Below are 22967 nucleotides of genomic sequence, written 5' to 3'. Positions count from 1 at the left end.
ACGGCACGGTGCGTCGTAGTAGCCGATACGATGCCGGTGAAAACGGACAGCGCCGTCCCAGCCGTCTCGTCCGGAGGGATCCGCCATGTCTGCAGAGGCACCCGCGACCAGCGACGCTGACGCCGCGCTGCGCGCCGACATCCGCCGCCTCGGCTCGCTGCTCGGGCAGAGCCTCGTCCGGCAGGACGGCCAGCAGCTGCTCGACCTCGTCGAAGAGGTCCGCGCGCTCGTCCGGTCCGACCCGGAGGCCGCCGCCGAGCGCCTGAGCGGCCTCGACGTGGTCGCCGGCACGCAGCTGGCCAGGGCGTTCTCCACCTACTTCCACCTGGCCAACATCACCGAGCAGGTGCACCGGGCCCGCGAGCTGCGCCGCATCCGCGTCCGTGAGGGCGGCTGGCTGGAGCGCGCCGCGAAGCTGATCGCCGACCGTGGTGTCGGGGTGAAGGAGATCGGCTCGATCGCCTCGAAGCTCGCGGTGCGGCCGGTCTTCACCGCCCACCCGACCGAGGCGGCCCGGCGCTCGATCCTGACGAAGCTGCGGGCCGTCGGCGACGAGCTGGACGCCGAGGCGGTCGCGACCGCGCTGGACGGCTCGCTGGAGCCGGACAAGACCCGCACCGCCCGCACCGACCGCCGCCTGGCGGAGCTGCTCGACCTGCTGTGGCAGACCGACGAGCTGCGGCTGGAGCGGCCCGAGCCGAGCGACGAGGCCCGCAACGCGGTCTACTACCTCGCCGACCTGGCCGGCGGCGCCGCCCCGCAGGTGCTCGACGACCTTTACGACACGCTGAAGGACCTCGGGGTGCAGCTGCCCCCGACCGCCCGCCCGCTGAGCTTCGGCTCGTGGATCGGCGGGGACCGGGACGGCAACCCGTTCGTCACCCCGGCCGTCACCCGCGACGTCCTGCTGATCCAGCACGAGTACGGCATCCGCGCCGCCGAGGGCGTCATCGACGGCCTCATCGACGAGATCTCGGTCTCCAAGCGCCTGCGCGGGGTGTCGCTCGACCTGTCCGCGAGCCTCGCCGCCGACCTGGACAACCTGCCGGAGCTGCCGGCCCGCTACCGGCGGGTCAACCTGGAGGAGTCCTACCGGCTGAAGCTGCGCTGCATCCGGCTGAAGCTCCAGCACACCCGCGCGCGGCTGGCCACCGGCACGCCGCACAAGCAGGGCCGCGACTACCTCGGCACCGGCGAGCTCATCGCCGACCTGGAGCTGATGCGGGCGTCCCTGGCGCGCAACGGCGGCCAGCTCGCCGCGACCGGCAAGCTCGCCTCGGCGATCCGCACGCTGTCCGCGTTCGGCCTGCAGCTGGCGACGCTCGACGTGCGCGAGCACGCCGACGCCCACCACGAGGTGCTCGCCCAGCTGTACCGGCGGGTCGGCGAGGTCGACTACGCCACGCTCGACCGGGACGCCCGCCGCCAGCTGCTGATCGACGAGCTCAACGGCCGCCGCCCGCTCGCCACCCGCGACACCGGGCTGACCGACACCGCCCGCAAGACGTTCGACGTGTTCGCCGCGATCCGTGAGGTGCAGGAGCGGTTCGGCCCGGAGGTCGTCGAGACGTACATCATCTCGATGACGCAGGGCATCGACGACGTGCTCGCCGCGGTCGTCCTCGCCCGCGAGTGGGGCCTGGTCGAGGTCAGCGCCGGGGCCGGGTTCGGCGGGGCGTCGATGGAGTCGGCCCGGGCCCGGGTCGGCTTCGCGCCGCTGCTGGAGCAGGCCCGCGAGCTGGAGATGGCCGGCGAGCTGCTGGACGATCTGCTGTCGATTCCGGTGTACCGCGCGATCGTGCGCGCCCGGGGTGACGTCCAGGAGGTCATGCTCGGTTACTCCGACTCCAACAAGGACGCGGGCATCACCACGTCCCAGTGGATGATCCACAAGGCGCAGCGGCAGCTGCGTGACGTCGCCGCCCGCCACGGGGTGCGGCTGCGGCTCTTCCACGGCCGTGGCGGCACCGTCGGCCGCGGCGGCGGCCCGACCCACGAGGCGATCCTCGCCCAGCCGTGGGGCACGCTCGACGGCGCGATCAAGGTCACCGAGCAGGGTGAGGTCATCTCCGACAAGTACACGCTGCCGGCCCTCGCCAGGGAGAACCTGGAGCTGACGCTCGCCGCCGTGCTGCAGAGCGCCCTGCTGCACACCGAGCCGCGGCAGCCCGCGGAGGCGCTCGCCCGCTGGGACGCGGCGATGGAGACGGTGTCGACGGCCGCGTTCGCCAACTACCGCGGCCTGGTCGAGAACCCGGACCTGCCGGCGTACTTCTGGGCGGCGACGCCGACGGAGCTGCTCGGCGCGCTCAACATCGGCTCCCGCCCGGCGAAGCGGCCGAACGCCGACGCCGGCCTCGGCGGCCTGCGGGCGATCCCGTGGGTGTTCGGCTGGACGCAGTCGCGGCAGATCGTGCCCGGCTGGTTCGGCGTCGGCAGCGGCCTGGAGGCGGCCCGCGTGGCCGGCCTGAGCGACGTGCTGCGCGAGATGCACGAGAAGTGGCACTTCTTCGGCACGTTCCTGTCCAACGTCGAGATGATGCTGGCCAAGACGGACCTGGAGATCGCCTCGCGCTACGTCGACTCGCTGGTCCCCGACCCGCTGAAGCCGGTCTTCGACGTCATCCGCGCGGAGTACGACAAGACCGTCGCCGAGGTCCTCGCGATCACGGGCGAGTCGACGCTGCTGGAGCGGCAGCCGGTGCTGGACCGCACGCTCGGCGTCCGCGACAGCTACCTGCAGCCCCTGCACCACCTGCAGGTGTCGCTCCTGGCGCAGTACCGGGCGAGCAAGGCCGCCGACAGCGGCGTCTGGGGCGGCGGGCGGAAGTCCTCGCCGGACCCGGCCCTGGAGCGCGCCCTGCTCACCACGGTCAACGGCATCGCCGCGGGCATGCGCAACACGGGCTGAGCGCATCGCGGAAAGGGCCCGTCGCATGAGCGACGGGCCCCGCTGGGAGAAAAGCGCGGGAAACTGACAGACTGTCACGCGTGTCTGTGAACGGTTGGCCCGCCGAGGAATGGTCGTTGCCGGACGAGGTCCTCCGGGACGCCCCGACCTACACGCCCAAGCCGTCGGAGATCGCCGACCTCGAGCTGCTGCTGTCGGGCGCGTACAAGCCGCTGACCGGCTTCCTCGGCTCGGCCGACCTGACGTCGCTGCGCCGCAACGGCCGGCTCGCCGACGGGACGGCCTGGCCGGTGCCGGTGACGCTGGAGGTGCCGCCGGGCCTGATCGGCCAGATCGACGTCGCCGACCCGACGCGCCGGGTGCTGATCCTCGCCGACCTCGAGGGCGCCCCGATCGCCGCGATGAACACCGCCGAGGTGTACCCGACGCGGCGGGGCTGGGGCGCCGCCGGCACGGTCAAGCGGCTCGGTGACGGCGGCCACGGGCCGTTCCGCCGTATGCGCAGGACGCCCGCGGAGGTGCGCGGCGTGCTGCCGCAGGGCCGGGTCCTCGGGGTCATCGCGGACCGCCCGCTGCACCGGCCGCAGCTGGCCCAGATCGCGCGCGCCGCCCGTACCCTCGCGGCACACCTGCTCGTGCTGGTGCCGGTCGGCAGCCCCGGCCCCGACGGCCTGGCCCCGGAGGCGCTGGTCCGCTGCGTCCTGGCGGCCCGCGACCGGATGCCCCCGTCCACGATCGTGACGCTGCCGCTGCCGCATCACGACGGCGACGACATCCGCGCGGCCATGCTGCGCACCCGGGTCGCCGCCGCGTACGGCGTGACCCACCTGCTCGCGTCCAGCGACTCGATGCTGTCCGGCGGCGGCCTGCGGGTCCTCGTGCCCCGGGAGCTCGCGTACGACGGCCGCGACGGGCAGTGGCGCTCGCTCGACGACATCCCGCCGAAGCACCGCAGGCTGCCGCTGACCACCGCGGAGATCGACGACCACCTCGACCGGGGCACGATCCTGCCGGAGTGGCACACCCCGCCGGCGGTCGCCCGCGAGCTGACCCGGGACCGCCCGCCGCGCCGGCAGCGGGGCCTGGTCGTGTTCTTCACCGGCCTGTCCGGCTCCGGCAAGTCGACGATGGCGACCGGCGTCGCCGACGCGCTGCAGGAGACGGGGGAGCGCAGCATCACGCTGCTCGACGGCGACATCGTGCGCCGGCACCTGTCGGCCGGCCTCACGTTCTCCGCCGCGGACCGCGACACGAACATCAAGCGGATCGGCTGGGTCGCCGCCGAGGTGGGCCGGCACGGCGGGGTGGCGATCTGCTGCCCGATCGCGCCGTACCACGACGGTCGCGCGGCCGCGCGGGAGTTCGCCCGTAACGCCGGGGCCGGTTTCGTGTTGGTCCATGTGTCGACGCCGCTCGCCGAGTGCGAGCGGCGCGACCGCAAAGGGCTCTACGCGAAGGCGCGGGCCGGCCTGATCAAGGGCATGACGGGTATCGACGACCCGTACGAGACACCGGTCGACGCCGAGTTGACGATCGACACGACCGGTCTGTCGTACGGCGAGGCGGTCACCACCGTCCTGCGCTACCTCGGTAACAACGGCTGGCTGGACCCCCGCCCTATTCCGTAAAAGAGACGTAAAAGACGTAAAAGCGGGCACATCAGCCCATTACGCCGAACGTCCCGGAAGCGTTAGCCCCTGGAGAACCTGACGCCGAAGGGGCCGCCGCTTCATGGACGCCAACCGCCAGCTTTCCGCCGAAATCGACTCTCCGGGCGTCGACCTGCTCGGCATGGCCCGGCGCCATTGGTGGCTGGTGCTCCTGCTGGTCGGCGCCGGTCTCCTCGGCGCGGTGCAGTTCACCGGCATGCAGACGAAGGTGTACGAGTCCGCCACGTCCGTCCTCGTCTCGCCGCTCGGCAACGGGCAGGACGCGAACTCCACCAGCGGCCGCACCAAGGGCGACATCAACCTCGACAACGAGGCGCAGCTGGTGACCTCGACGACGGTGGCCGCCGGCGCCCGCGAGCTGATGCGCGCCGCGGAGACGCCGGACGAGCTGGCCCGCAAGGTCCGCGTCGAGGTCCCGCCGAACACCACGTTCCTGGTCATCACCTACTCCTCCAGCGACGCCCGCGTCGCGCAGGCCGGCTCCCACGCGTTCGCCGAGGCGTACCTGCGCAACCGCGAGGAGAGCGCGAAGACCGAGGTCGCCGGCCGGATCGCGATCCTGCAGGACAAGCTCAACCAGCTCAACGCCAACCTGCTGCAGATCAACAACCGGCTCGCCAACCTCCGCCCGACCGACCCCAACCGGCCCAACCTGGAGAGCCAGCGCACCACCGCCACGTCGCAGATCAACACCCTCGCCGGCCAGCTCAACCAGCTGCTGACCACGACCGTCAACGCCGGCAAGATCACCCGCGACGCGGAGCTGCCGTCCCGCCCGGTGAAGCCCAACCGGCTGCTCAACCTCGCCAGCGGCGCCATGCTCGGCCTGCTGCTCGGCGTCGGCGCGGCCCTGCTGCGCGAGCGGCTCGACCAGCGCGTCCGCCGCCCCTCCGACCTGCCCCGCCGGGTCGACGTCACGGTCCTCGCCGCCGTCCCCGGCCGGGTCAAGCCGCGCCTCGACGACGTGTTCGCGCCGTTCGGCGCCGGCGGCCGCATCTTCAACCGGCTCCGCAACGAGGTCCTCGCCAGCATCCCCGCGCCGCTGGGCGCCGACGTCCGGGTCGCCCTCGCCGGGCAGGTCGTCGTCGTGGCCGGGGCCAGCCGCGGCGCCGCGTCGACCGTCGTCGCCGCCAACCTCGCGGCCGCGTTCGCCCGTACGGGCGCCGAAACGGTCCTCGTCTGCGCCCACCTCCCCGACAGCCTCGTCGACACCGCCAGCGTCAACAAGATGCTCGGCGTGCGGTCCGTGCCGGGCCTGTCCGACGTGCTCGCCGGCAGGTTCTCCCTGAGCAGCGCCACCCAGCGCGCGCCACGGCACCCCAACCTCAGCGTCGTCACCACCGGCGGCACCGCCAGCGCCGGCGGGCTGCTGCAGTCGCAGGCGCTGCGCGACACCCTCGCGACGCTGCGGGAGCGGGCCGCCTACGTGGTCGTCGAGGCGCCCTCGACGTCGACCAGCGCCGACGCGCAGAGCCTCGCCAGCCTCGCCGACGCCGCGATCGTCGCGGTCGAGCTGCGGCGCACCCGCAACACCGAGGTCGCCGACGCCGCCGACCAGCTGCGCCGGGTCGGCACGCCGCTGCTCGGCGCGGTCGTCCTGCCGCGCCTGGCCGTCACCCGCGGCGGCGAGGAGCGCGACGCGCAGGAGGTCACCATCGCCGACGACATGACCGCCGTCCTGGAGAAGCTGCCGCCGAAGGAGCCCGAGGAGCCGGTGGCCCCGAAGCGGATCCGCACCGCGCCCGCCGCACCCGCCGCGCCCGCCGGCGGCACCGCCACCGCGACGGCGCCGAAGGTCACGCAGGCGTCGCCGAGCGTGCCGAAGCGGCAGACCCGCACCATCTCGGTGACCCGCGTCAACGCCGACACCGCGGGTGAGAACGGCGCCGACAAGCGCCGATGAGTGAGCTTGCGAGCGAATCATGTAGCAGGTTCAGGGCAGGCCGACGCCGGAGCGAAGCGGAGGTGGCGGGATGACCGCCCTCGCGAACCATCCCTCGCCGCAGGCGGCGGCACCGTCGACCGGCCTGCTGAAACGGGCGCACCGGCTGCCCGCCTGGCCCGTGACCGGCCTGCTCCTGCTGTACCCGCTGTGGTGGGCGCTGGGCCTCGGCACCCTGATCTTCTTCCTGGTCGCCGTGCCGATGCTGGTGTCGCTGCTGCGGCACCGCGCGTCGGGGCAGCTCGTCAAGCTGCCGCCCGGGTTCCTGCTGTGGCTGCTGTTCCTCGCCGTGGTCGCGCTGGGGCTGTTCAGCCTCGGCGCCGACCCGGCCGGCACCGTGCCGGGCACCGCCGCCAGCCGGCTGGTCTCCTACACGTACCGCCTCGGCGGCTACGCGGCGCTGACCGTGATCCTGGTCTACGCCGGCAACGTCGGCCGCCGGGAGCTGCCGCAGCAGCGGTTCGTCCGGCTGCTCGCGTGGCTCTTCGTCATCACCGTCGCCGGCGGGCTGCTCGGCATGGCCGCGCCCACGTTCGAGTTCACCGCGCCGCTGGAGCTGCTGCTGCCGCACCACCTGCGCGAGAACAGCTTCATCCAGTCGCTGGTCCACCCGACCGCCGCGCAGATCATGAACCTGCTCGGCGGGGAGACGCCGCGCCCCGGCGCGCCCTGGGGGTACACCAACACCTGGGGCAACAACGTCTGCCTCCTCATCGGCTGGATGCTCGTCGCCGGCTGGTCGCTGACCAGGAGCAGGAAGGTCAAGACGGGCACCGCCGTCGTCCTCCTCGCGGCGATGGCGCCGATCGTCTACTCGCTCAACCGCGGGCTGTGGATCGGCCTGGGCGTCATGGCGCTGTACGTGTCGGTGCGCCTGGCGCTGCGCGGCCGCCTCGCCGCCCTCGGCCTGGTCGGCGTCGCCGGCATCGCCGTCGTGGTCGCCGTCGCCACCACGCCGCTGGGCGACGTCGTCAGCGCCCGGCTCGAGGACGGCAAGTCCAACGGGGTCCGCATGTACACCACGGAGAAGGCCGTCGGCGGGGTGGCCGAGTCGCCGCTGATCGGCTTCGGATCCACCCGCAACACCATCGGCGGCCGCAACTCGATCGCCGTCGGGGAGAGCGACGGCTGCGAGCGCTGCGGCAACTTCACCATCGGCGGCAACGGCCAGCTGTGGCAGCTCCTCTTCGCGCACGGGCTGCTCGGCACCGGCACCTACCTGGGGTTCTTCGTGGTCGGGCTGTGGCGCTTCCGGCGCGACGCGACCCCCGCCGGCCTCGCCGCGTCCGCCGCGATCGTGTCCAGCTTCGCCGCGATGTTCTGGTACAACGCGCTCGTCACCCCGCTGGCGTTGACCTTCCTCGCGTATGCCGTCCTGTGGCGCAACCGTTTGGAGAGCCGATGAGCCCAGTGAAGACCGCCCCGGCCGCGCTGCAGGTCGACGACGAGCAGCTGCGCGCGCAGTACATCGAGGAGGTCCTCGCCCTGCTGTACCCGGGGCAGGGATCCGGGGTCGTGGAGTACCTGGTCGTGCCGAACGCCCGCAAGCCGCGGCTGCTCGTGCCCGCCGACGACCGCCGCCTCGCCGCCGCCGCCGTGCGCCGCTACGCCGAGCCGCAGTCCCGGATGGCGAAGCTCAAGCGCGACGCGGTCGTCGCCGCCCTGCGCACCGGCGCGTCGTCGGTGCTGCTGCGCGACCGGCTGCGGATCACGCCCGGCGCCGACACCATCGACACGTACCTGCGCCGGGCCCTCGGCACCGACGTGCGGCTCAGCGTCCACATCGGACCGGCGCGGGCCAACCGCAAGCCGGTGCTGCAACTGCTCACCGAGTCCGGCGCCACCATGGCGTTCGCGAAGCTCGGCACGTCGGCGCTGACCCGCACCCTGGTCAAGGCCGAGGGCAACGCCCTGGCCGCCGTGTCGACCGCCGGGCTCAAGGCGCTGCGGGTGCCCGACGCCATCCACATCGGACAGTGGGGCGAGCACGAGGTCCTCGTACAGTCGGCGCTGCCGGTGTGGCGGCCCAGGGTCCCGCTGACCGCGCCCCGGCTCGCCAAGGCGATGGGCGAGGTCGCCGCCTGCTGCGGCACCCGCCGCGGCCGCCTCGACGACAGCGGCTACTGGACCCGGCTGCGGGCCCGGCTCGACGCGATCAGCGGCCACGCCGAGGGCGGGGCGCTGCGGGCCGCGGCCGAGCGGATCGCCCGCGCCGCCGGCGGCGTCCAGCTCACCTACGGCTCCTGGCACGGCGACTGGTCCCCGTGGAACATGGCCTCCCTCGCCGACACGATCCTGGTCTGGGACTGGGAACGCTTCACCCCCGGCGTCCCGATCGGTTACGACGCGCTGCACCACGCGCTGCAGCTCGACATCGGCCGGTCCCCGTCGCCAGACAGGTGCGTCAACGACCTCATCGACGCCGCGCCCGAGCTGCTGCTGCCGTTCGGCGTGGTGCACCGCCAGGCGGTCGAGGTGACCACTCTGCTCTACCTCATCGACCTGGCCACCCGGTACGTCACCGACCGGCAGGCGGAGGCCGGCGCCCGGCTGGGCGTGCTCGGCAGCTGGCTGCTGCCCGTTCTCGTCGCGCGAGTGGAGGCTCTGTAACCATGCCCGTGCAGGTTCCCGACACGATGAAGCGGATCATCCACTTCGGATCCCGCAACTACGGGCAGCTCACCGCCAACCGGCGGATGCTGCCGCAGTTCCTGATCTGCGGCGGGCAGCGCTGCGGCACCACGTCGCTCTACCGCGCGCTCGCCGCGCACCCGGCCGTCATCAAGGCCGTGCTGCACAAAGGCGTGCACTACTTCGACGTCGGCTACCACCACGGGCTGCGCTGGTACCGCGGGCACTTCCCGCTGCAGCGGCGGTCCGAGCGGATCCGCGACGAGCTCGGCGTGCCGGCGCAGACGTTCGAGTCCAGCCCGTACTACATGTACCACCCGCACGCCCTGGCCCGGATCGCCAAGGACCTGCCCGGCGTGAAGCTCGTCGTGCTGGTCCGCGACCCGGTCGAGCGCGCCTACTCCCAGCACGCGCACGAGGTCGCCCGCGGCTTCGAGCCTGAGGTCGACTTCGGCAAGGCGCTCGCGCTGGAGCCGGCCCGGCTCGCCGGGCAGCGGGAGCTGCTCGTCGGCGACCCGTCCGCCTACAGCTTCGCCCACCAGCACCACGCGTACCGGGCCCGCGGCGAATACATCGAGTACATCGAGCCGATGGCCGCGCTGCTCGGCCGCGACCGGGTGCACGTCGTGGACAGCACCGAGTTCTTCCTGCGCCCGGAGCCCGTGTACGACGCCGTCCTGGACTTCCTCGGCCTGCCGCGGGTCGGCCAGTACCCGGCGTTCGAGCGGCACAACGCCCGCCCCCGCAACCGCCTCGACGACTCGATCGCCCAGGAGCTCGCCGCGCACTACGCGCCCTACGACGAGCGGCTCGCCGCCTGGCTCGGCCACCGTCCCTCCTGGCTGTCCACAGCGGACAGTCCGGCGTGACGGCGACCCTCGAGAAGCCGGGCACCGGGCTTGAGTCGCCGAGGGGCATGCTGCGCGGCGCCGCCCGGGGCGGCCTTGCCAACCTCGCCGGCACCGTCTGCACCGGCGTCGCCGGGCTCGGCGTCACGTGGCTCGCCGCCCGTGCCCTCGACCCGCGCGGTGCGGGCGCGTTCTTCGCCGCGACCGCCGTCTTCGGCCTCGGCGTCACGGTCGCCAAGCTCGGCGTGCAGACGTCGCTGGTGTACTGGCCGGCGCGGATGCGCGCGGTCGGCGACCTGTCGCGGCTGCGGGAGTGCCTGCGCGCGGCGCTGGTCCCGGTCGTCGTGGCGGCGCTGGTCATCGCCGGCGGCCTGTGGTTCGCCGCGGACCTGCTGCCGGGGCGGCCCGACCTGGTCCGCACGCTCGCCGTGTTCCTGCCGCTCGCCACGGTCAGCGACGCGCTGCTCGCGGCGACCCGCGGGCTGCGCTCGATGCGCCCGACCGTGCTGCTCGACCGGGTCATGCGGCCCGGCGCGCAGCTGGTCCTCCTGGCGCTGGTGTGGGCCACAGGCTGGGGCCCGGACGTGTTCGCCGCGCTGTGGGCGCTGCCCTACCTGCCGGCCGCGCTGTTCGCCGGCGTGGCCCTGACCCGGCTCCGCACCCGCATCACGGAGTCCACAGGGGACTCCACAGGGGACACCGCGGAGCGCTCCGACTTCACCCCGCGGCGGTTCTGGGCGTTCACCGCGCCCCGCGCCGTCGCCAGCTTCGCGCAGATGGCGCTGCAGCGCGTCGACGTGCTGCTCGTCGCGGCCCTCGCCGGCCTGGCACCCGCCGCCATGTACGCCGTCGCCGGCCGCTTCGTCATCCTCGGGCAGTTCGTCAACCAGGGCGTCACCCAGTCCGTCCAGCCGCGCCTCGCCGAGCGCCTCGCCGTGCGGGACAAGGCCGGCGCGAACCTGCTCTACCGCCAGGCGACCGCCTGGGTGGTGCTCGCCTGCTGGCCGTTGTACCTGCTGATGTTCACCTACGCCCACCTGTACCTCGACCTCTTCGGCGAGCACTACGAGGGCGGCGCGCGCATCGTGCGGCTCCTCGCCGCCACGATGATGGTCGCGACCGCGTGCGGGATGGTCGACGTCGTCCTCGCCATGGCCGGCCGCACGTGGTGGAACCTCGCCAACGTCGGCCTCGCCCTGGTCACCATGCTCGGCGTCGACGCGCTGCTGATCCCCCGGCTCGGCGCGTTCGGCGCCGCCGTCGGCCTGTGCGCCGCGGTGCTCGTCAACAACCTGGTCCCGCTCGTGCAGGTCGTGCGGGGTCTCGGCCTGCACCCGTTCGGGCGGGCCACGCTGCTCGCCTGCGGGCTGGCCACATCGTGTTTCGCCGTGCCGCAGCTGGCCGTGCTGCCGGTCCACGGGCTGATGGTGAAGTTCGCCGCCACGGGGGCGGGTGCGGCCGTGTACTGCTACGCGGCCGTGCGTTTGAGGCACGTTCTGATGCAGGGGGAGCGATGAGAACCGATTACGCGGAGGTCTTCCAGTCGGATGCGGCGGTCGACAAGTACGAGCGGGTGGTCTACGCGCCGGAGACCTACTCGACGGCGGTGAGCGGCCGGCAGCGCGCGTTCCTGCGCCGCCTGGTCCGCCGGGAGTTCACCGCCCGCCGGCCCGTCCAGCACGACTTCGCGTGCGGCACTGGCCGGGCGATCAAGCTGCTGCACGGTGTCGTACGGGCGGCGCACGGCTACGACGTGTCCGCCCAGATGCTCGCCAAGGCCCAGGAGGCGGGCGTCTACGCGAAGCTGCACCAGGTCGCCGGCGACGGGCCCATCCCGGAGCCGGCCACGGTCGACGGCCCGGCGCTGGTGACCGTGTTCCGGCTGCTGCTCAACGCGCCCAAGGACGTCCGGGACCGGGCGATCGCCTTCGCCGCGAAGATCCTGCCGGAGGCGGATTCGGGGCTGCTCGTCGTGGAGAACCACGGCAACCGCTCGTCGCTGCGGCACCTGCGGTACCGCTCCAACCGCACCAACAGCTGGTTCGCGGAGCTGCACCACGCCGAGGTGGAGCAGCTCCTCGCCAGGCACGGCTTCGAGGTCGTCGAGCGGCGCGGCTTCGCGCTGTGCCCGGCCGGGGCGTACCGGCGCGAATGGCTGCGCCCGGTCGCCCGCCGCACCGACGACATCGCCGCGCGCAGCCGCCGCCTCTCGGGGGTGGCCACCGACGTGCTCTACGTGGCACGGCGGATACCCAAGTAGCTCTAGCGGAGGACCTTCTCGCAGTGAAGCGGATCGGGCTCGTCGCCGCCGTCGTGGTCGCCGTCGTGGCGGGTGCGACGGCGGTGACCCTCAGCGTGATGTCCACGAAGGACACCCCGGCCCCGCGGCCGTCGCCGACCGGCACCCAGGCACCCCCGGGCGCGCCCGGGGCGCCGCCGGCCATCGCCACCTCGACCGGCCCGTTCGCGGCCGGACCCATCGCGCCGCCGAAGCACGGCTCGTACCTCGGCGCGTGGGTCCGGCCGGAGCACCTCACCGAGTCGGGCCGGCTGTCGGCGATGACGGCGTGGGAGAAGACCGTCGGCCGCAAGATGGCGATCGTCAACACGTACCGCCGCTTCGACGAGAACTTCTTCAACGCCTCCGACGAGCAGTTCGCCGCCCGGGGCACGACCCTCATGCTGTCGTGGGCGAGCGGCGACACCAGGCTCATCACCCTGGGTCGTTACGACACGCTCATCCGCGACCGGGCCCGCGAGCTCAAGGCGTTCGGCAAGCCGGTGCTGATGCGCTTCCGGTGGGAGATGGACCGCCCCAACCTGCGGGCCCAGATGTGGTCGGGGGAGGACTACATCGCCGCCTGGCGGCACGTGCGCGCCATCTTCACCGAGGAGGGCGCCACCAACGCGTCCTGGGTCTGGTGCCCGACCGTGGAAGGCTTCCAGGGCGGCTACGCGGCCGATTTCTACCCCGGCGACGACGCCGTCGACTGGAACTGCGTCGACGTCTACGCCGGCTCCAGGTACGGCACGATCGGCGAGCTGATGCGGCAGTTCCTGGAGTTCTGCGCGGCCCACCCGACGAAGCCGGTGATGATCGGCGAGTTCGGGGTGGCCCGCGCGTGGGGCACCGAGCAGCGCGCCGCATGGCTGCGTGACGCGTCCGCGACGTTCAAGGCCAACCCGCAGATCCGGGCCGTGATGTACTTCGAGTCCGACCCGACGGACAACAAGGGCCCCACGCAGCAGTTCCAGGTGTCGGACGACCCCACGGTCCTCGGCGCCTTCCGCCAGTCCCTCGCCCAGGACCCGCACTACACGCCGATGACCACCGCCGTCGCCGGCAATACGAGGAAGAAGTGACGATGCCCCGGTTCCGTGTGTTCGCGCTGGTCGCGGCCCTCGCGTGCGCGTCCCTCACCGGCTGCCGGTCCGACCCGGGGGTCGCCGCCTACCTGGGCGGCGGCGCCGTCACCATCGACCAGGTCACCGCCGTCGCCGACGACCTGACCTACGCCCCCGCCCAGCGCGGCAACGTCACCGGATACGTCCTCGGCTCCATGATCATCCGGGACGTCGGCGGCCGGCTCGCCGCCTCGCGCGGCCTCGCGCTGCGCCACGACACCGACCCCGGCCTGGTCGCGCAGTACTACGGCGTCGCCCCGGACGCGCCGATCGTGCCGCTGGTCACCGAGGCCCAGGACATCCTGGTCACCCTCGCCGCCGCCGTCACGCCCGTCGAGCCGGGCCTCGCGCAGCAGCGGGCCGCCTTCGACGCGCTGTTCTTCGCCAGCGGCCGCCCGGTCTCCGACTTCTACGCGTTCGAGCAGGTCCAGTACCTGCTGACCCGCGACGCGATCGGCCGGATGATCGCGCTGCGCCGGCAGCTCGACGACGCCGTCGCCGGCTCGGGCATCACCGTCAACCCGCGGTACCAGGGCCTCACGTACGGGCTGCCGGTCACCGTCGACATCGGCCGGGGCGGCGTCGCCCGGGCCAGTATCCTGGTCCATCTGACCTTCGACGGAGGTCTCGCCGAGGAGGTCTGAGGAACTGTGCCGGGCAGCGTGATCCTGCTGGTGACCTCGCCCCGCCTCCCGGCCGGCGTGCTCACCGCCGAGGCGTGGGACGTGGTCCGCGCCCATCCGGTGTACACCGGATCCGACTCCCCGCAGGTCGACGCGCTGCGGGCCGCCGGCGCCACCGTGACCGTCGTGGACCCCGCCGTCGAGGTCCTGCTCGACGCCCTCGCCGAGCACGGCACCATCGTCTGGCTCGCCGCCCCCGACGGCGACGAGGAGCTCGCCCGCTCGCTGGGCCTGCGGCTGGCCCGCGAGCCCGGCCTCGCCGCCCTGGAGCTGCTCTACGGCTCCTGGGACCCGCCCGGCGCCCGCGTCCTGGACGCCGTCACCGTCATGGACCGGCTCATGCACCCCGAGACCGGCGACGCGTGGAAGCGCGCACAGACGCACGAGAGCCTGGCGCCGTTCCTGCTCGAGGAGGCGTACGAGCTCTACGACGCCATCCGCGACGCCGACCCCGAAGCGGTCCGCGAGGAGCTCGGCGACGTCCTGCTCCAGGTCGTGCTGCACGCCCGCCTCGCCGAGGAGGCGGCGGACACCTCCGACAGGTTCACCCTCGACGACGTCGCCGGCGACCTCGTCGCCAAGCTCATCCGCCGCAACCCCCACGTCTTCGCCGACACCCAGGTCGGCGGCATCGACGACATCATCGCCAACTGGGAGCAGATCAAGCAGGCCGAGAAGTCCCGCGGCTCCGCCGTCGACGGGGTCGCCCTCTCCCAGCCCGCGCTCGCCCTGACCGCGAAGCTCCTGCACCGCGTCGCCCGCGCCGGCCTCACCGTCGACTTCACCCCCGCCGACCCGCTCGGCGCCGCCCTCTTCGCCCTGGTGGTCGAGGCCGACCGGACCGGCCGGGACGCCGAGGCCGCCCTGCGCGCCGCCGCCCTGGCCTACATGGACGCCGTCCGCCGCGACGAGTAAGGATCCCGCCCCCTTCTACCAGGGGAGAGGGTGGGTGGCGCCCTGGTGGGTGGCGGCCTCGACGACGGCGGGCCAGCGGGACGGGTCGAAGACGTTGCCGCCGATGGCGGACTGGGCGGCCGGGTCCGGCTCGATCAGCGTGCCCGTGGCGGGGGTGTCGCGCTGGAGCATCGGGATGCGCGGGGCGAGGACGACGACGCGGTCGTAGCCGGTGGCCAGGTCGGCGTTGGTGCGGGAGCGGACGCCGCCGTCCATGTACCTGCCGCCGTTGACGGGCATCGGCGGGAACAGGCACGGCACCGCGCAGCTCGCCGCGACGGCCGGCACCAGCGGGACGCCCGACGCCGCGGTCCAGAAGGCCGGCTCGCCGGTGGCGGTGTCGACGGCGGTGACGAGCAGGCGGTCGGGGAAGCGGTCGATCGGCAGGCGGCGGGCGAAGGACGCCAGCCACGGCTCGGGCGGCCCGACCTCGGCTTCGAGGGCGATCGTGCCGATCCGGCGGCGCAGCTCCGCGGGTGGCAGCGACGGGTCCTGCAGCAGCTGGAACGCGACGGCGCCGCGGGTCCAGTCGGCGCGGATCCGCGGGTCGCCGGGGCCGAGAGGGGCCTCCATCGCGGCCGCGGCGGCCGGGTCGTGGCCGGCGGCGACCAGGGCGCCGGTGATCGCGCCGGCGGAGGTGCCGACGATCAGGTCCGCGCGGGTGAGGTCGAGGCCTTGCTGGGCGAGGCCGATGAGGAGACCGAGCTGCCAGGCGACGCCGGTGATGCCGCCGGCGCCGAGGACGAGTGCGGTGCGTTCCATGCATCCTGGTTATCACGGCCGGCGCCGGTGTCCGGGGATCGTGGACCGCTGCGCAGGCCGAGGACCAGGCCGGCGGAGACGGCCGCGACGCCGAGCAGCTGGCGCGGGTCGGGCGTGACCCGGTCCACCACGGCGACCGTGATCAGGGCGAAGACCGGGACCAGGCCGACGAACACGCCGGCGCGTTCGATGCCGAGGTGGGCGACGCCGCTGTACCAGCAGACGAACGCGACCACGGTCAGCACCAGACCCAGGAAGGCCAGGGCGGCGGCCTCGCCGGCGGACGGCAGGCGTGGCACCTCGCCGGTGAAGGGGAGGGCGACGAGGAGGAGCGGGACGGCGAGGGCGGTGCTCCACGCCGACACCCGGACCGGCCCCAGCCGGGGCAGCAGCGGCGCGGCCAGCAGCGAGAACGCCGCCTCGCAGACGAGGACGCCGGTCGCGGCGGCGAGGCCCGCGCCGTCGATGCGGCCGCCGCCCTGCACGAGGACCGCGCCGAGGACCACGACCGCGGCGGCGAGGAGCAGGCGCGGGGCGGGGCGGCGGCGCTCCTGCAGGGGGCCGAGCAGGGCGAGCAGCAGCGGGCTGGCGCCGACGATCGTGCCGATGGCCGCGGGGTCGGCGTGGCGCAGGGCGTACATGAGCAGGACGTTGAAACCGACCAGCCCGGTCGCCGCGACGCCCACCAGGCGCAGCAGCTCGCGGCCCGTGGGCCGTAGCCAGCTGGTGAGCAGGGCGAGCGCGGCCGCGGCGAGGGTGTAGCGCAGCGCCTGGCCGGTCAGGACGGGAAAGTCGGCCAGCGACCGGCTGACGGTGAACGAGGAGCCCAGGATCGCGCAGGTCAGCACGCAGTAAAAGGTGTGCAGCCGGTTCATGACAGCGAACTTACGATCGCCAGTGGTCCACGCTACAGTGCCACCGAGCCCCGCGTTTGGAGGTCCACTTTGTCGGTCTGGGAGGCGTTGGTCGTGCTTGACCGCACTCGGCCGCGGGTCGGCGACCAGCTCGTCGGTGCGCTCCGCGAGGCGATCACCGGGGGCCGGCTGGCGCCGGGGACGCGGCTGCCGTCGACCAGGGACCTCGCCGCCGACCTCGGTGTCTCGCGAGGCCTTGTCGTCGGGGCATACGAGCAGCTCACGGCCGAGGGGCGCCTGCTGACGCGGCGGGGGTCCGGGACGGTCGTCGCCGCCGTCTCCGCACCGGTGCAGCGCCGTCGCAGCGACCCGCCGGACCGGCCCGTCGCGGTCGCGCCGCTGCGGCCGGGCGTGCCCGACCTGGGGATGTTCCCGCGCACGGCGTGGCGGCGGGCGTACGAGACGGCCCTGACCAGCGCCCTGGACGCCGACTTCGACTACGGCGACGCGACCGGCGCGCCCCGGCTGCGCCAGGAGCTGTCGGGCTACCTCGGGCGGGTCAGGGCCGCGCTGGTGCCGCCGGAAGGGCTGATCGTCACCGCCGGCGTCACCCAGGGCCTGGCTCTGCTGGCGAAGGCGCTGCTGGCGCAGGACGTGCGGCGGATCGCGCTGGAGGATCCGGGCCCGTCGGCGCTGCGGGAGCACCTGCAGCGGCTCGGGCTCGACGTGGTGCCGGTGCCGGTCGACGACGACGGCCTCGACGTGCGGGCGCTCGCGCGCAGCAGGTGCACGGCGGTGGTCGTCACCCCCGCGCACCAGTTCCCGACCGGCGTGGTGCTCGCCCCGCAGCGGCGCACCGACCTGATCGCCTGGGCCCGCCGGGTCGGCGGGCTGATCGTCGAGGACGACTACGACGCCGAGCACCGCTACGACCGCGAGCCCGTCGCCTGCCTGCAGGGGCTCGCGCCGGACCGGGTCGCGCTCGTCGGCTCGGTGAGCAAGGTCCTCGCGCCGGGGCTGCGGCTGGGCTGGCTCGCGCCGCCGCCGGGGCTCCACCAGACGCTGCGCGCGGCGAAGGCGGACGCCGACAACGGCGGGCCGGCGCTGCAGCAGCTCGCGTTCGCCGAGTTCCTCGCCGCCGGCGGCTACGACCGGCACCTGCGCCGGGCCCGGCGGCTGCACCGGGAGCGCCGCGACGCGGTGGTCGCCGCGCTGCGCCGGCACCTGCCGCGGGCCCGCATCGGCGGGATCGCCGCCGGGCTGCACCTGGTCGTGGAGCTGCCGCCGGGCACCGACGACCGGGCCGTGGCGCAGCGCGCGCTCGCGAGCGGGCTCGGGCCCCTCGCCCTGTCGTCGCTGCGGGTCCGCAAGGGACCGCCGGGGCTCGTCCTCGGGTACGCCGCGCACACCCCGCACGAGCTCGCCAGAGCGGTCCGGACCCTCGCCGGTCTCGTCTAGGTTCCTCGGCCAGGTTCCTCGTTCTGGTTTCTCGGCCAGGTTCCTCGTTTGGTTTCTCGGCCAGGTTCCTCGTTTTGGTTTCTCGGCTAGGTTCGAAGCCATGCCGCATGACTTCGTGCCACTGGCCGAGCACATCGCCGACGCGCTGCTGGAGTCCGACCCCCGGCTCGCGGCGTCGGCCGGCGACCACCGCTTCGACGACCGGCTGCCGGACCTGTCCGCGGAGGCGGTCGCCGGCGACGTCGACATGCTCCGCGACGCCTCCGCCGCGCTGACCCAGGTCGACCTCGACCTGCTGGACCCGCAGGAGCAGGTCGACCACGCGGTGCTCCTGGCGCGGGTCGAGCGGATGCTGTTCGAGCGGACCGAGATCCGCGAGCACGAGTGGAACCCGCTCGCCCACAACCCGGCGACGCTGCTGAACGCGCTGATCGCCCGGCCGTTCGCGCCGGCGGAGGAGCGCCTGGTGTCGATCGCGGCGCGGCTGTCGGCGATCCCCGACGCGCTCGCGACCGCCCGGGACACGCTCACGGACATGCCACGGGTCCACGTGGAGACCGCGGCGGGGCAGTTCCAGGGCACCGCGGCACTGGTACGGGACGAGCTCGGCGATCTGCTGAAGGAGGCGCCCGGGCTGGCCGACGTGGTCCGCCCGTTGCAGGAGCGGGCCGCGGCCGAGCTCGACGGGTTCGCCGCCTGGCTGCGCGAGCGGATCGACACCGCCGACCGGGACCCGCGGCTCGGCCGACGGCTGTGGGAGGCCCGGCTGTGGCACACCCTGGACACCGAGCTCGGCGCCGCGACGGTCCTGCGGCGCGCCGAGGACAACCTCGCGGAGGTGACCGCCCAGCTGCGGGCGGCGGCCGCCGAGCTGACCGGCGGGCCGGAGTCCGACGAGACGGTCCGCGCCGCGTTCGCGCAGGCCGCCGCCGACGTGCCCGACAACGACACGATCGTGGACCTGGCGAAGGTCGCCCTCGCGGAGGCCACCGCGTTCGTCCGGGAGCACGACCTCGTCACCCTCATCGACGACCCGCTGGTCATCATGGAGATGCCGGAGTTCGCCCGGGGGTTCGCCGTCGCGTACTGCGATCCGCCCGGCCTGCTGGAGTCCGCCGAGCTGCCGACGTTCTACTGCATCTCACCCACCCCGTCGGACTGGAGCGCGGAGCGGGTCGCGTCGTTCTACCGCGAGTACAACAGCCACATGCTGCGCGACCTCACGGTCCACGAGGCGACCCCCGGCCACTTCCTGCAGCTCGCGCACGCCCGACGCTTCCGGGGCCGCACGCGGGCCCGGGTGATCGGCTGGAGCGGGCCGTTCGTCGAGGGCTGGGCGGTGTACGCGGAGCAGCTGCTGGCCGAGCGCGGGTTCGGTGGCCTGCCGGTGCGGCTGCAGCAGCTCAAGATGCAGCTGCGGATGAGCATCAACGCCATCATCGACCAGCGGATCCACTGCGACGGGATGACCGAGCAGGAGGCGATGGAGCTCATGATGGGCCCCGGCTTCCAGGAGGAGGGCGAGGCGGCCGGGAAGTGGCGCCGGGCGCTGCTGTCCTCGACGCAGCTGTCGACGTACTTCGTGGGCTACACCGAGGTCCGCGAGATCGCCGATGAACGACCGGTGAACGTCACGCTGCGCGACTGGCACGACCAGATGCTCGCGCACGGCTCACCCCCGCCCCGTCACCTGCGAACGCTGCTCAACATCTAGGTCCAGGTCGGCAAGATCGGCGCAACCGATAGGCTCAGGGTGCCGCACCGTGGCGGCCGACCAATCTTTGTCTGCAAGGAGTGACAGTGGCCACGATTGAAGCAATCGGCGCGCGGGAGATCCTCGACTCGCGGGGCAACCCGACCGTCGAGGTCGAGGTCGTCCTCGACGACGGCACCCTGGCCCGCGCGGCTGTCCCGTCCGGCGCCTCGACCGGCGCCTTCGAGGCCAACGAGCTGCGCGACGGCGACTCGAAGCGTTACCTCGGCAAGGGCGTCGAGAAGGCCGTCGAGAACGTGAACGAGCGCATCGCCGAGGCCGTCCGCGGCTTCGACGCCACCGAGCAGCGCCTCGTCGACCAGGCCATGCTCGACCTCGACGGCACGCCGGAGAAGGCCAACCTCGGCGCCAACGCGATCCTGGGCGTGTCCCTCGCGGTCGCCAAGGCCGCCGCCGACTCGGCCGGTCTCAGCCTGTTCAAGTACCTCGGCGGCCCCAACGCACACCTGCTGCCGGTGCCGATGCTCAACATCCTCAACGGTGGCTCCCACGCCGACTCCAACGTCGACGTCCAGGAGTTCATGATCGCCCCGATCGGCGCGCCGACCTTCCGCGAGGCGCTGCGCACCGGTGCCGAGGTCTACCACTCGCTCAAGTCGGTCCTGAAGAAGAAGGGCCTGTCGACCGGCCTCGGCGACGAGGGTGGCTTCGCGCCCAACCTGCCGACCAACGCCGCCGCGCTCGACCTGATCGCAGAGGCCGTGGAGAAGGCCGGCTTCTCGCTCGGCAGCGACATCGTCCTCGCCCTCGACGTGGCCGCCACCGAGTTCTACAAGGAGGGCGCGTACACCTTCGAGGGTGGCGGCAAGTCCTCCGACGAGATGATCGCCTACTACACCCAGCTCGTCGACGCCTACCCGATCGTGTCCATCGAGGACCCGCTGTCGGAGGAGGACTGGGACGGCTGGAAGGCGATGACCGACGCGCTCGGCGGCCGCATCCAGATCGTCGGCGACGACCTCTTCGTCACCAACCCGCAGCGCATCGCCCGTGGCATCGCCACCGACACCGCCAACGCGGTGCTCGTCAAGGTCAACCAGATCGGCTCGCTCACCGAGACGCTCGACGCCGTCGACCTGGCGCACCGCGCCGGCTTCCGCACGATGATGAGCCACCGCTCCGGCGAGACCGAGGACACCACGATCGCCGACCTCGCGGTCGCGGTCGGCAGCGGCCAGATCAAGACCGGCGCCCCGGCCCGGTCCGAGCGGGTCGCCAAGTACAACCAGCTCCTGCGCATCGAGGACGAGCTCGACGACGCGGCGCGCTACGCCGGTCGGGGCGCGTTCCCGCGGTACCGTTAGTCCGGTTTCACGCCCGCGGCTCTCTCCTGGGGAGCCGCGGGCGCTTCTCCGGGGGTGGTGGCACAGCCCCCGGCGGCGAACCTAGGGGGAGGGCATGCAGCAGCGCACCAGGCCGGGCGGGCGCGGCACGCCCACCAGGGCCTCGGGTCCTCGGGGCGCTGCCGGGCGGGCCGGAGCGGGCCGGGCACCGGCCAGACCGACCGTGGCCCGCAGGTCCGTGTCGTCCGGCGGCGCCGCGATGCGCACCCGGGCGCCGCAGCCCAAGCGCTTCACCAGCCGAGCCGTGGTCCTCGGCCTCCTCCTGAGCGTCCTGCTGCTTGCCTACGCCTACCCGGTCCGGGTCTACCTGGCCCAGCAGGCGGAGATCGCCGCCCTGGAGCAGAGCCAGGAGCGGCAGACCGTCAAGATCGCCGAGATGGCGGAGCGGGCGGCGAAGTGGAACGACAACGAGTATGTGATCAGCCAGGCCCGCCAGCGGCTCAACATGGTGCTGCCGGGCGAGAAGTCGATCGTCGTGATCGACCCGGCGCGCGGCCAGCAGACCGACCCGGCGGCGATCCCCGGCGCGGAGAAGTCCGCCCGGCCCTGGTACGGCAAACTGTGGTCGAGCGTCGAGGCGGCGGACTGAGGATGACAACGGAATTCGAGCCGACGGCCCCCGGGTCGGCGGCCTCTTCGCCTGTGCCCGCTGACGCGGCTCCCGCTGCCGGGTCGGATGCCGGGTCGGCGCCCGCTGCCGGGACGGAATTCGAGCCGGCCACCGAGGAGGATCTCGCGGTGGTGGCCGCCCAGCTCGGCCGCACCCCGCGCGGCACGCGCGCGGTCGCCCACCGCTGCCCCTGCGGCCTGCCCGACGTGGTCGAGACGACCCCCAGGCTGCCCGACGGCACCCCGTTCCCGACCCTGTTCTACCTGACCTGCCCGCGTGCCGTGCACGAGTGCAGCCGCCTGGAGTCGTCCGGCCTGATGCGCGAGATGGGCGCCCGCCTCGCCGAGGACCCTGAGCTGCGCAAGGCGTACGAAGCGGCCCACGAGGACTACCTCCGCCGCCGCGAACAGGTCGGCCACGTCGACGAGATCGCCGGCGTCTCGGCCGGCGGCATGCCGACCCGGGTGAAGTGCCTGCACGTCCACCTGGGCCATGCCCTCGCGGTCGGCCCGGGCGTCAACCCGTTCGGCGACGAGACCCTCGCCCTCGCCGCCGAGTGGTGGGCCTCCGGCCCCTGCGTCCCACCCCCCGCCTGACCCGAACACGGGACGCCCGTCCACCATTGGCGACACGCCTGGAGATCCAAGTCGCGAAACGGGCAACTATTCAGGTGGTCGGCGTGTTTGATCGAAGTTGATCGTTTTATTGTAGGGCGATCGGTGGGTGTCGGAGCCGGTGTCGCTGCGGAGTTGGCGGCGCTGGTCGCTGAGCAGGCGGTGACGATCGAGGCGTCTGGGTCAGACACCAACCGGAGCGCTGCGCCTGGGCCGCGACCCTCGCCCAGGTCATGCGTGACGCCTGGACCGCGACCCGGGCCACACGAGCCACCGACCGTGAACAACTCGACCCCAAGGTCCTGACCGACCTGCACACCCGCTGGCAGGCCGGACTTGCCGACGCAGCACCGCGGGCGCCCAACACTGGTTACACGTCCGCAGCTGCATCTCCACCGCCGCCAAACACGGCCAGAACACCCTGGCCGCGCTCCACGACGCCCTCACCGGCAACCCATGGCTCCCACCACTACCTGAATAGTTACAGCCACGGCCGCCCGAACAGCCA

General features: G+C 73.4%; 18 protein-coding genes. 16 read left to right on the top strand and 2 right to left on the bottom strand.

From position 1 onward, the window contains the following. Nucleotides 1–85: 85 nt before the first annotated feature. The 11 genes from ppc (at nucleotide 86) to ABD332_RS11215 (ending at nucleotide 15005) form a co-directional block, all read left to right on the top strand. A complete protein-coding gene (gene ppc, locus ABD332_RS11265) occupies nucleotides 86–2911 on the top strand; it encodes a phosphoenolpyruvate carboxylase (protein WP_344501756.1) in 2826 nt (941 codons plus the stop codon). 86 nt (nucleotides 2912–2997) lie between these two features. Continuing rightward, nucleotides 2998–4539 (top strand): adenylyl-sulfate kinase, encoded by a 1542-nt coding sequence (gene cysC, locus ABD332_RS11260; protein WP_344501912.1) that lies wholly within the window; start codon nucleotides 2998–3000, stop codon nucleotides 4537–4539. Between the two features lie 103 nt (nucleotides 4540–4642). Next, nucleotides 4643–6484 (top strand): GNVR domain-containing protein, encoded by a 1842-nt coding sequence (locus tag ABD332_RS11255; protein ID WP_344501755.1) that lies wholly within the window; start codon nucleotides 4643–4645, stop codon nucleotides 6482–6484. Between the two features lie 70 nt (nucleotides 6485–6554). Beyond that, nucleotides 6555–7928 carry an O-antigen ligase family protein gene (locus tag ABD332_RS11250; protein WP_344501754.1) on the top strand — a complete coding sequence of 458 codons (1374 nt, stop codon included), beginning with the start codon at nucleotides 6555–6557 and terminating at the stop codon, nucleotides 7926–7928. Further along, the gene (locus tag ABD332_RS11245; protein WP_344501753.1) at nucleotides 7925–9133 is read left to right on the top strand and encodes a hypothetical protein; all 1209 of its coding nucleotides are present in this window, start codon (nucleotides 7925–7927) and stop codon (nucleotides 9131–9133) included. The genes ABD332_RS11250 and ABD332_RS11245 overlap by 4 nt, the downstream gene beginning before the upstream one ends. A 2-nt stretch (nucleotides 9134–9135) precedes the next feature. Further along, complete coding sequence (locus tag ABD332_RS11240) at nucleotides 9136–10023, top strand: sulfotransferase domain-containing protein (protein WP_344501752.1); 888 nt, start codon at nucleotides 9136–9138, stop codon at nucleotides 10021–10023. Then, complete coding sequence (locus ABD332_RS11235) at nucleotides 10020–11519, top strand: lipopolysaccharide biosynthesis protein (protein WP_344501751.1); 1500 nt, start codon at nucleotides 10020–10022, stop codon at nucleotides 11517–11519. The genes ABD332_RS11240 and ABD332_RS11235 overlap by 4 nt, the downstream gene beginning before the upstream one ends. Then, the gene (locus ABD332_RS11230; RefSeq protein ID WP_344501750.1) at nucleotides 11516–12262 is read left to right on the top strand and encodes a class I SAM-dependent methyltransferase; all 747 of its coding nucleotides are present in this window, start codon (nucleotides 11516–11518) and stop codon (nucleotides 12260–12262) included. Before ABD332_RS11235 ends, ABD332_RS11230 begins: the two co-directional genes overlap by 4 nt. Before the next feature lie 23 nt (nucleotides 12263–12285). Further along, nucleotides 12286–13365, top strand: a complete 1080-nt coding sequence (locus tag ABD332_RS11225; protein WP_344501749.1) for a glycoside hydrolase family 26 protein — start codon at nucleotides 12286–12288, stop codon at nucleotides 13363–13365. A 2-nt stretch (nucleotides 13366–13367) separates the two neighbouring features. After that, a complete protein-coding gene (locus tag ABD332_RS11220) occupies nucleotides 13368–14051 on the top strand; it encodes a hypothetical protein (RefSeq protein WP_344501748.1) in 684 nt (227 codons plus the stop codon). Nucleotides 14052–14057: 6 nt separating this feature from the next. Next, on the top strand, nucleotides 14058–15005 hold the full coding sequence (locus ABD332_RS11215; protein ID WP_344501747.1) for a nucleoside triphosphate pyrophosphohydrolase: 948 nt from the start codon (nucleotides 14058–14060) through the stop codon (nucleotides 15003–15005). 15 nt (nucleotides 15006–15020) lie between these two features. On the opposite strand, the gene ABD332_RS11210 is transcribed toward ABD332_RS11215, so the two are convergent. Together ABD332_RS11210 and ABD332_RS11205 are read right to left on the bottom strand one after the other, a co-directional pair. Next, complete coding sequence (locus ABD332_RS11210; protein WP_344501746.1) at nucleotides 15021–15806, bottom strand: patatin-like phospholipase family protein; 786 nt, start codon at nucleotides 15804–15806, stop codon at nucleotides 15021–15023. Continuing rightward, complete coding sequence (locus tag ABD332_RS11205) at nucleotides 15692–16681, bottom strand: DMT family transporter (protein WP_344501745.1); 990 nt, start codon at nucleotides 16679–16681, stop codon at nucleotides 15692–15694. The genes ABD332_RS11210 and ABD332_RS11205 overlap by 115 nt, the downstream gene beginning before the upstream one ends. Before the next feature lie 93 nt (nucleotides 16682–16774). On the opposite strand from ABD332_RS11205, the gene pdxR reads away from it, so the two are divergent. The 5 genes from pdxR (at nucleotide 16775) to ABD332_RS11180 (ending at nucleotide 22441) form a co-directional block, all read left to right on the top strand. Continuing rightward, on the top strand, nucleotides 16775–18118 hold the full coding sequence (gene pdxR, locus ABD332_RS11200; RefSeq protein WP_344501744.1) for a MocR-like pyridoxine biosynthesis transcription factor PdxR: 1344 nt from the start codon (nucleotides 16775–16777) through the stop codon (nucleotides 18116–18118). A gap of 100 nt (nucleotides 18119–18218) precedes the next feature. Beyond that, the gene (locus ABD332_RS11195; protein WP_344501743.1) at nucleotides 18219–19832 is read left to right on the top strand and encodes a DUF885 domain-containing protein; all 1614 of its coding nucleotides are present in this window, start codon (nucleotides 18219–18221) and stop codon (nucleotides 19830–19832) included. 86 nt (nucleotides 19833–19918) lie between these two features. Beyond that, complete coding sequence (gene eno / locus ABD332_RS11190; protein WP_344501742.1) at nucleotides 19919–21196, top strand: phosphopyruvate hydratase; 1278 nt, start codon at nucleotides 19919–19921, stop codon at nucleotides 21194–21196. 202 nt (nucleotides 21197–21398) lie between these two features. Next, nucleotides 21399–21824, top strand: a complete 426-nt coding sequence (locus ABD332_RS11185) for an FtsB family cell division protein (protein WP_344501741.1) — start codon at nucleotides 21399–21401, stop codon at nucleotides 21822–21824. Between the two features lie 149 nt (nucleotides 21825–21973). Beyond that, nucleotides 21974–22441, top strand: a complete 468-nt coding sequence (locus ABD332_RS11180) for a DUF501 domain-containing protein (RefSeq protein ID WP_344501740.1) — start codon at nucleotides 21974–21976, stop codon at nucleotides 22439–22441. Nucleotides 22442–22967: the final 526 nt, after the last annotated feature.

This window comes from Dactylosporangium maewongense (assembly GCF_039531485.1).
GTDB classification, from domain to species: Bacteria; Actinomycetota; Actinomycetes; order Mycobacteriales; family Micromonosporaceae; genus Dactylosporangium; species Dactylosporangium maewongense.
The sequence above is the reverse complement of the archived record's forward strand: the minus strand, read 5'-3'. Positions and strand labels throughout refer to the sequence as shown.

Bases quoted from the DNA above. Each gene is read 5' to 3' on its own strand.
- ppc (WP_344501756.1), top strand. From the start codon at position 86: ATGTCTGCAGAGGCACCCGCGACCAGCGACGCTGACGCCGCGCTGCGC.
- ABD332_RS11255 (WP_344501755.1), top strand. From the start codon at position 4,643: ATGGACGCCAACCGCCAGCTTTCCGCCGAAATCGACTCTCCGGGCGTC.
- ABD332_RS11250 (WP_344501754.1), top strand. From the start codon at position 6,555: ATGACCGCCCTCGCGAACCATCCCTCGCCGCAGGCGGCGGCACCGTCG.
- ABD332_RS11245 (WP_344501753.1), top strand. From the start codon at position 7,925: ATGAGCCCAGTGAAGACCGCCCCGGCCGCGCTGCAGGTCGACGACGAG.
- ABD332_RS11240 (WP_344501752.1), top strand. From the start codon at position 9,136: ATGCCCGTGCAGGTTCCCGACACGATGAAGCGGATCATCCACTTCGGA.
- ABD332_RS11230 (WP_344501750.1), top strand. From the start codon at position 11,516: ATGAGAACCGATTACGCGGAGGTCTTCCAGTCGGATGCGGCGGTCGAC.
- ABD332_RS11220 (WP_344501748.1), top strand. From the start codon at position 13,368: ATGCCCCGGTTCCGTGTGTTCGCGCTGGTCGCGGCCCTCGCGTGCGCG.
- ABD332_RS11210 (WP_344501746.1), bottom strand. From the start codon at position 15,806: ATGGAACGCACCGCACTCGTCCTCGGCGCCGGCGGCATCACCGGCGTC.
- ABD332_RS11205 (WP_344501745.1), bottom strand. From the start codon at position 16,681: ATGAACCGGCTGCACACCTTTTACTGCGTGCTGACCTGCGCGATCCTG.
- ABD332_RS11195 (WP_344501743.1), top strand. From the start codon at position 18,219: ATGCCGCATGACTTCGTGCCACTGGCCGAGCACATCGCCGACGCGCTG.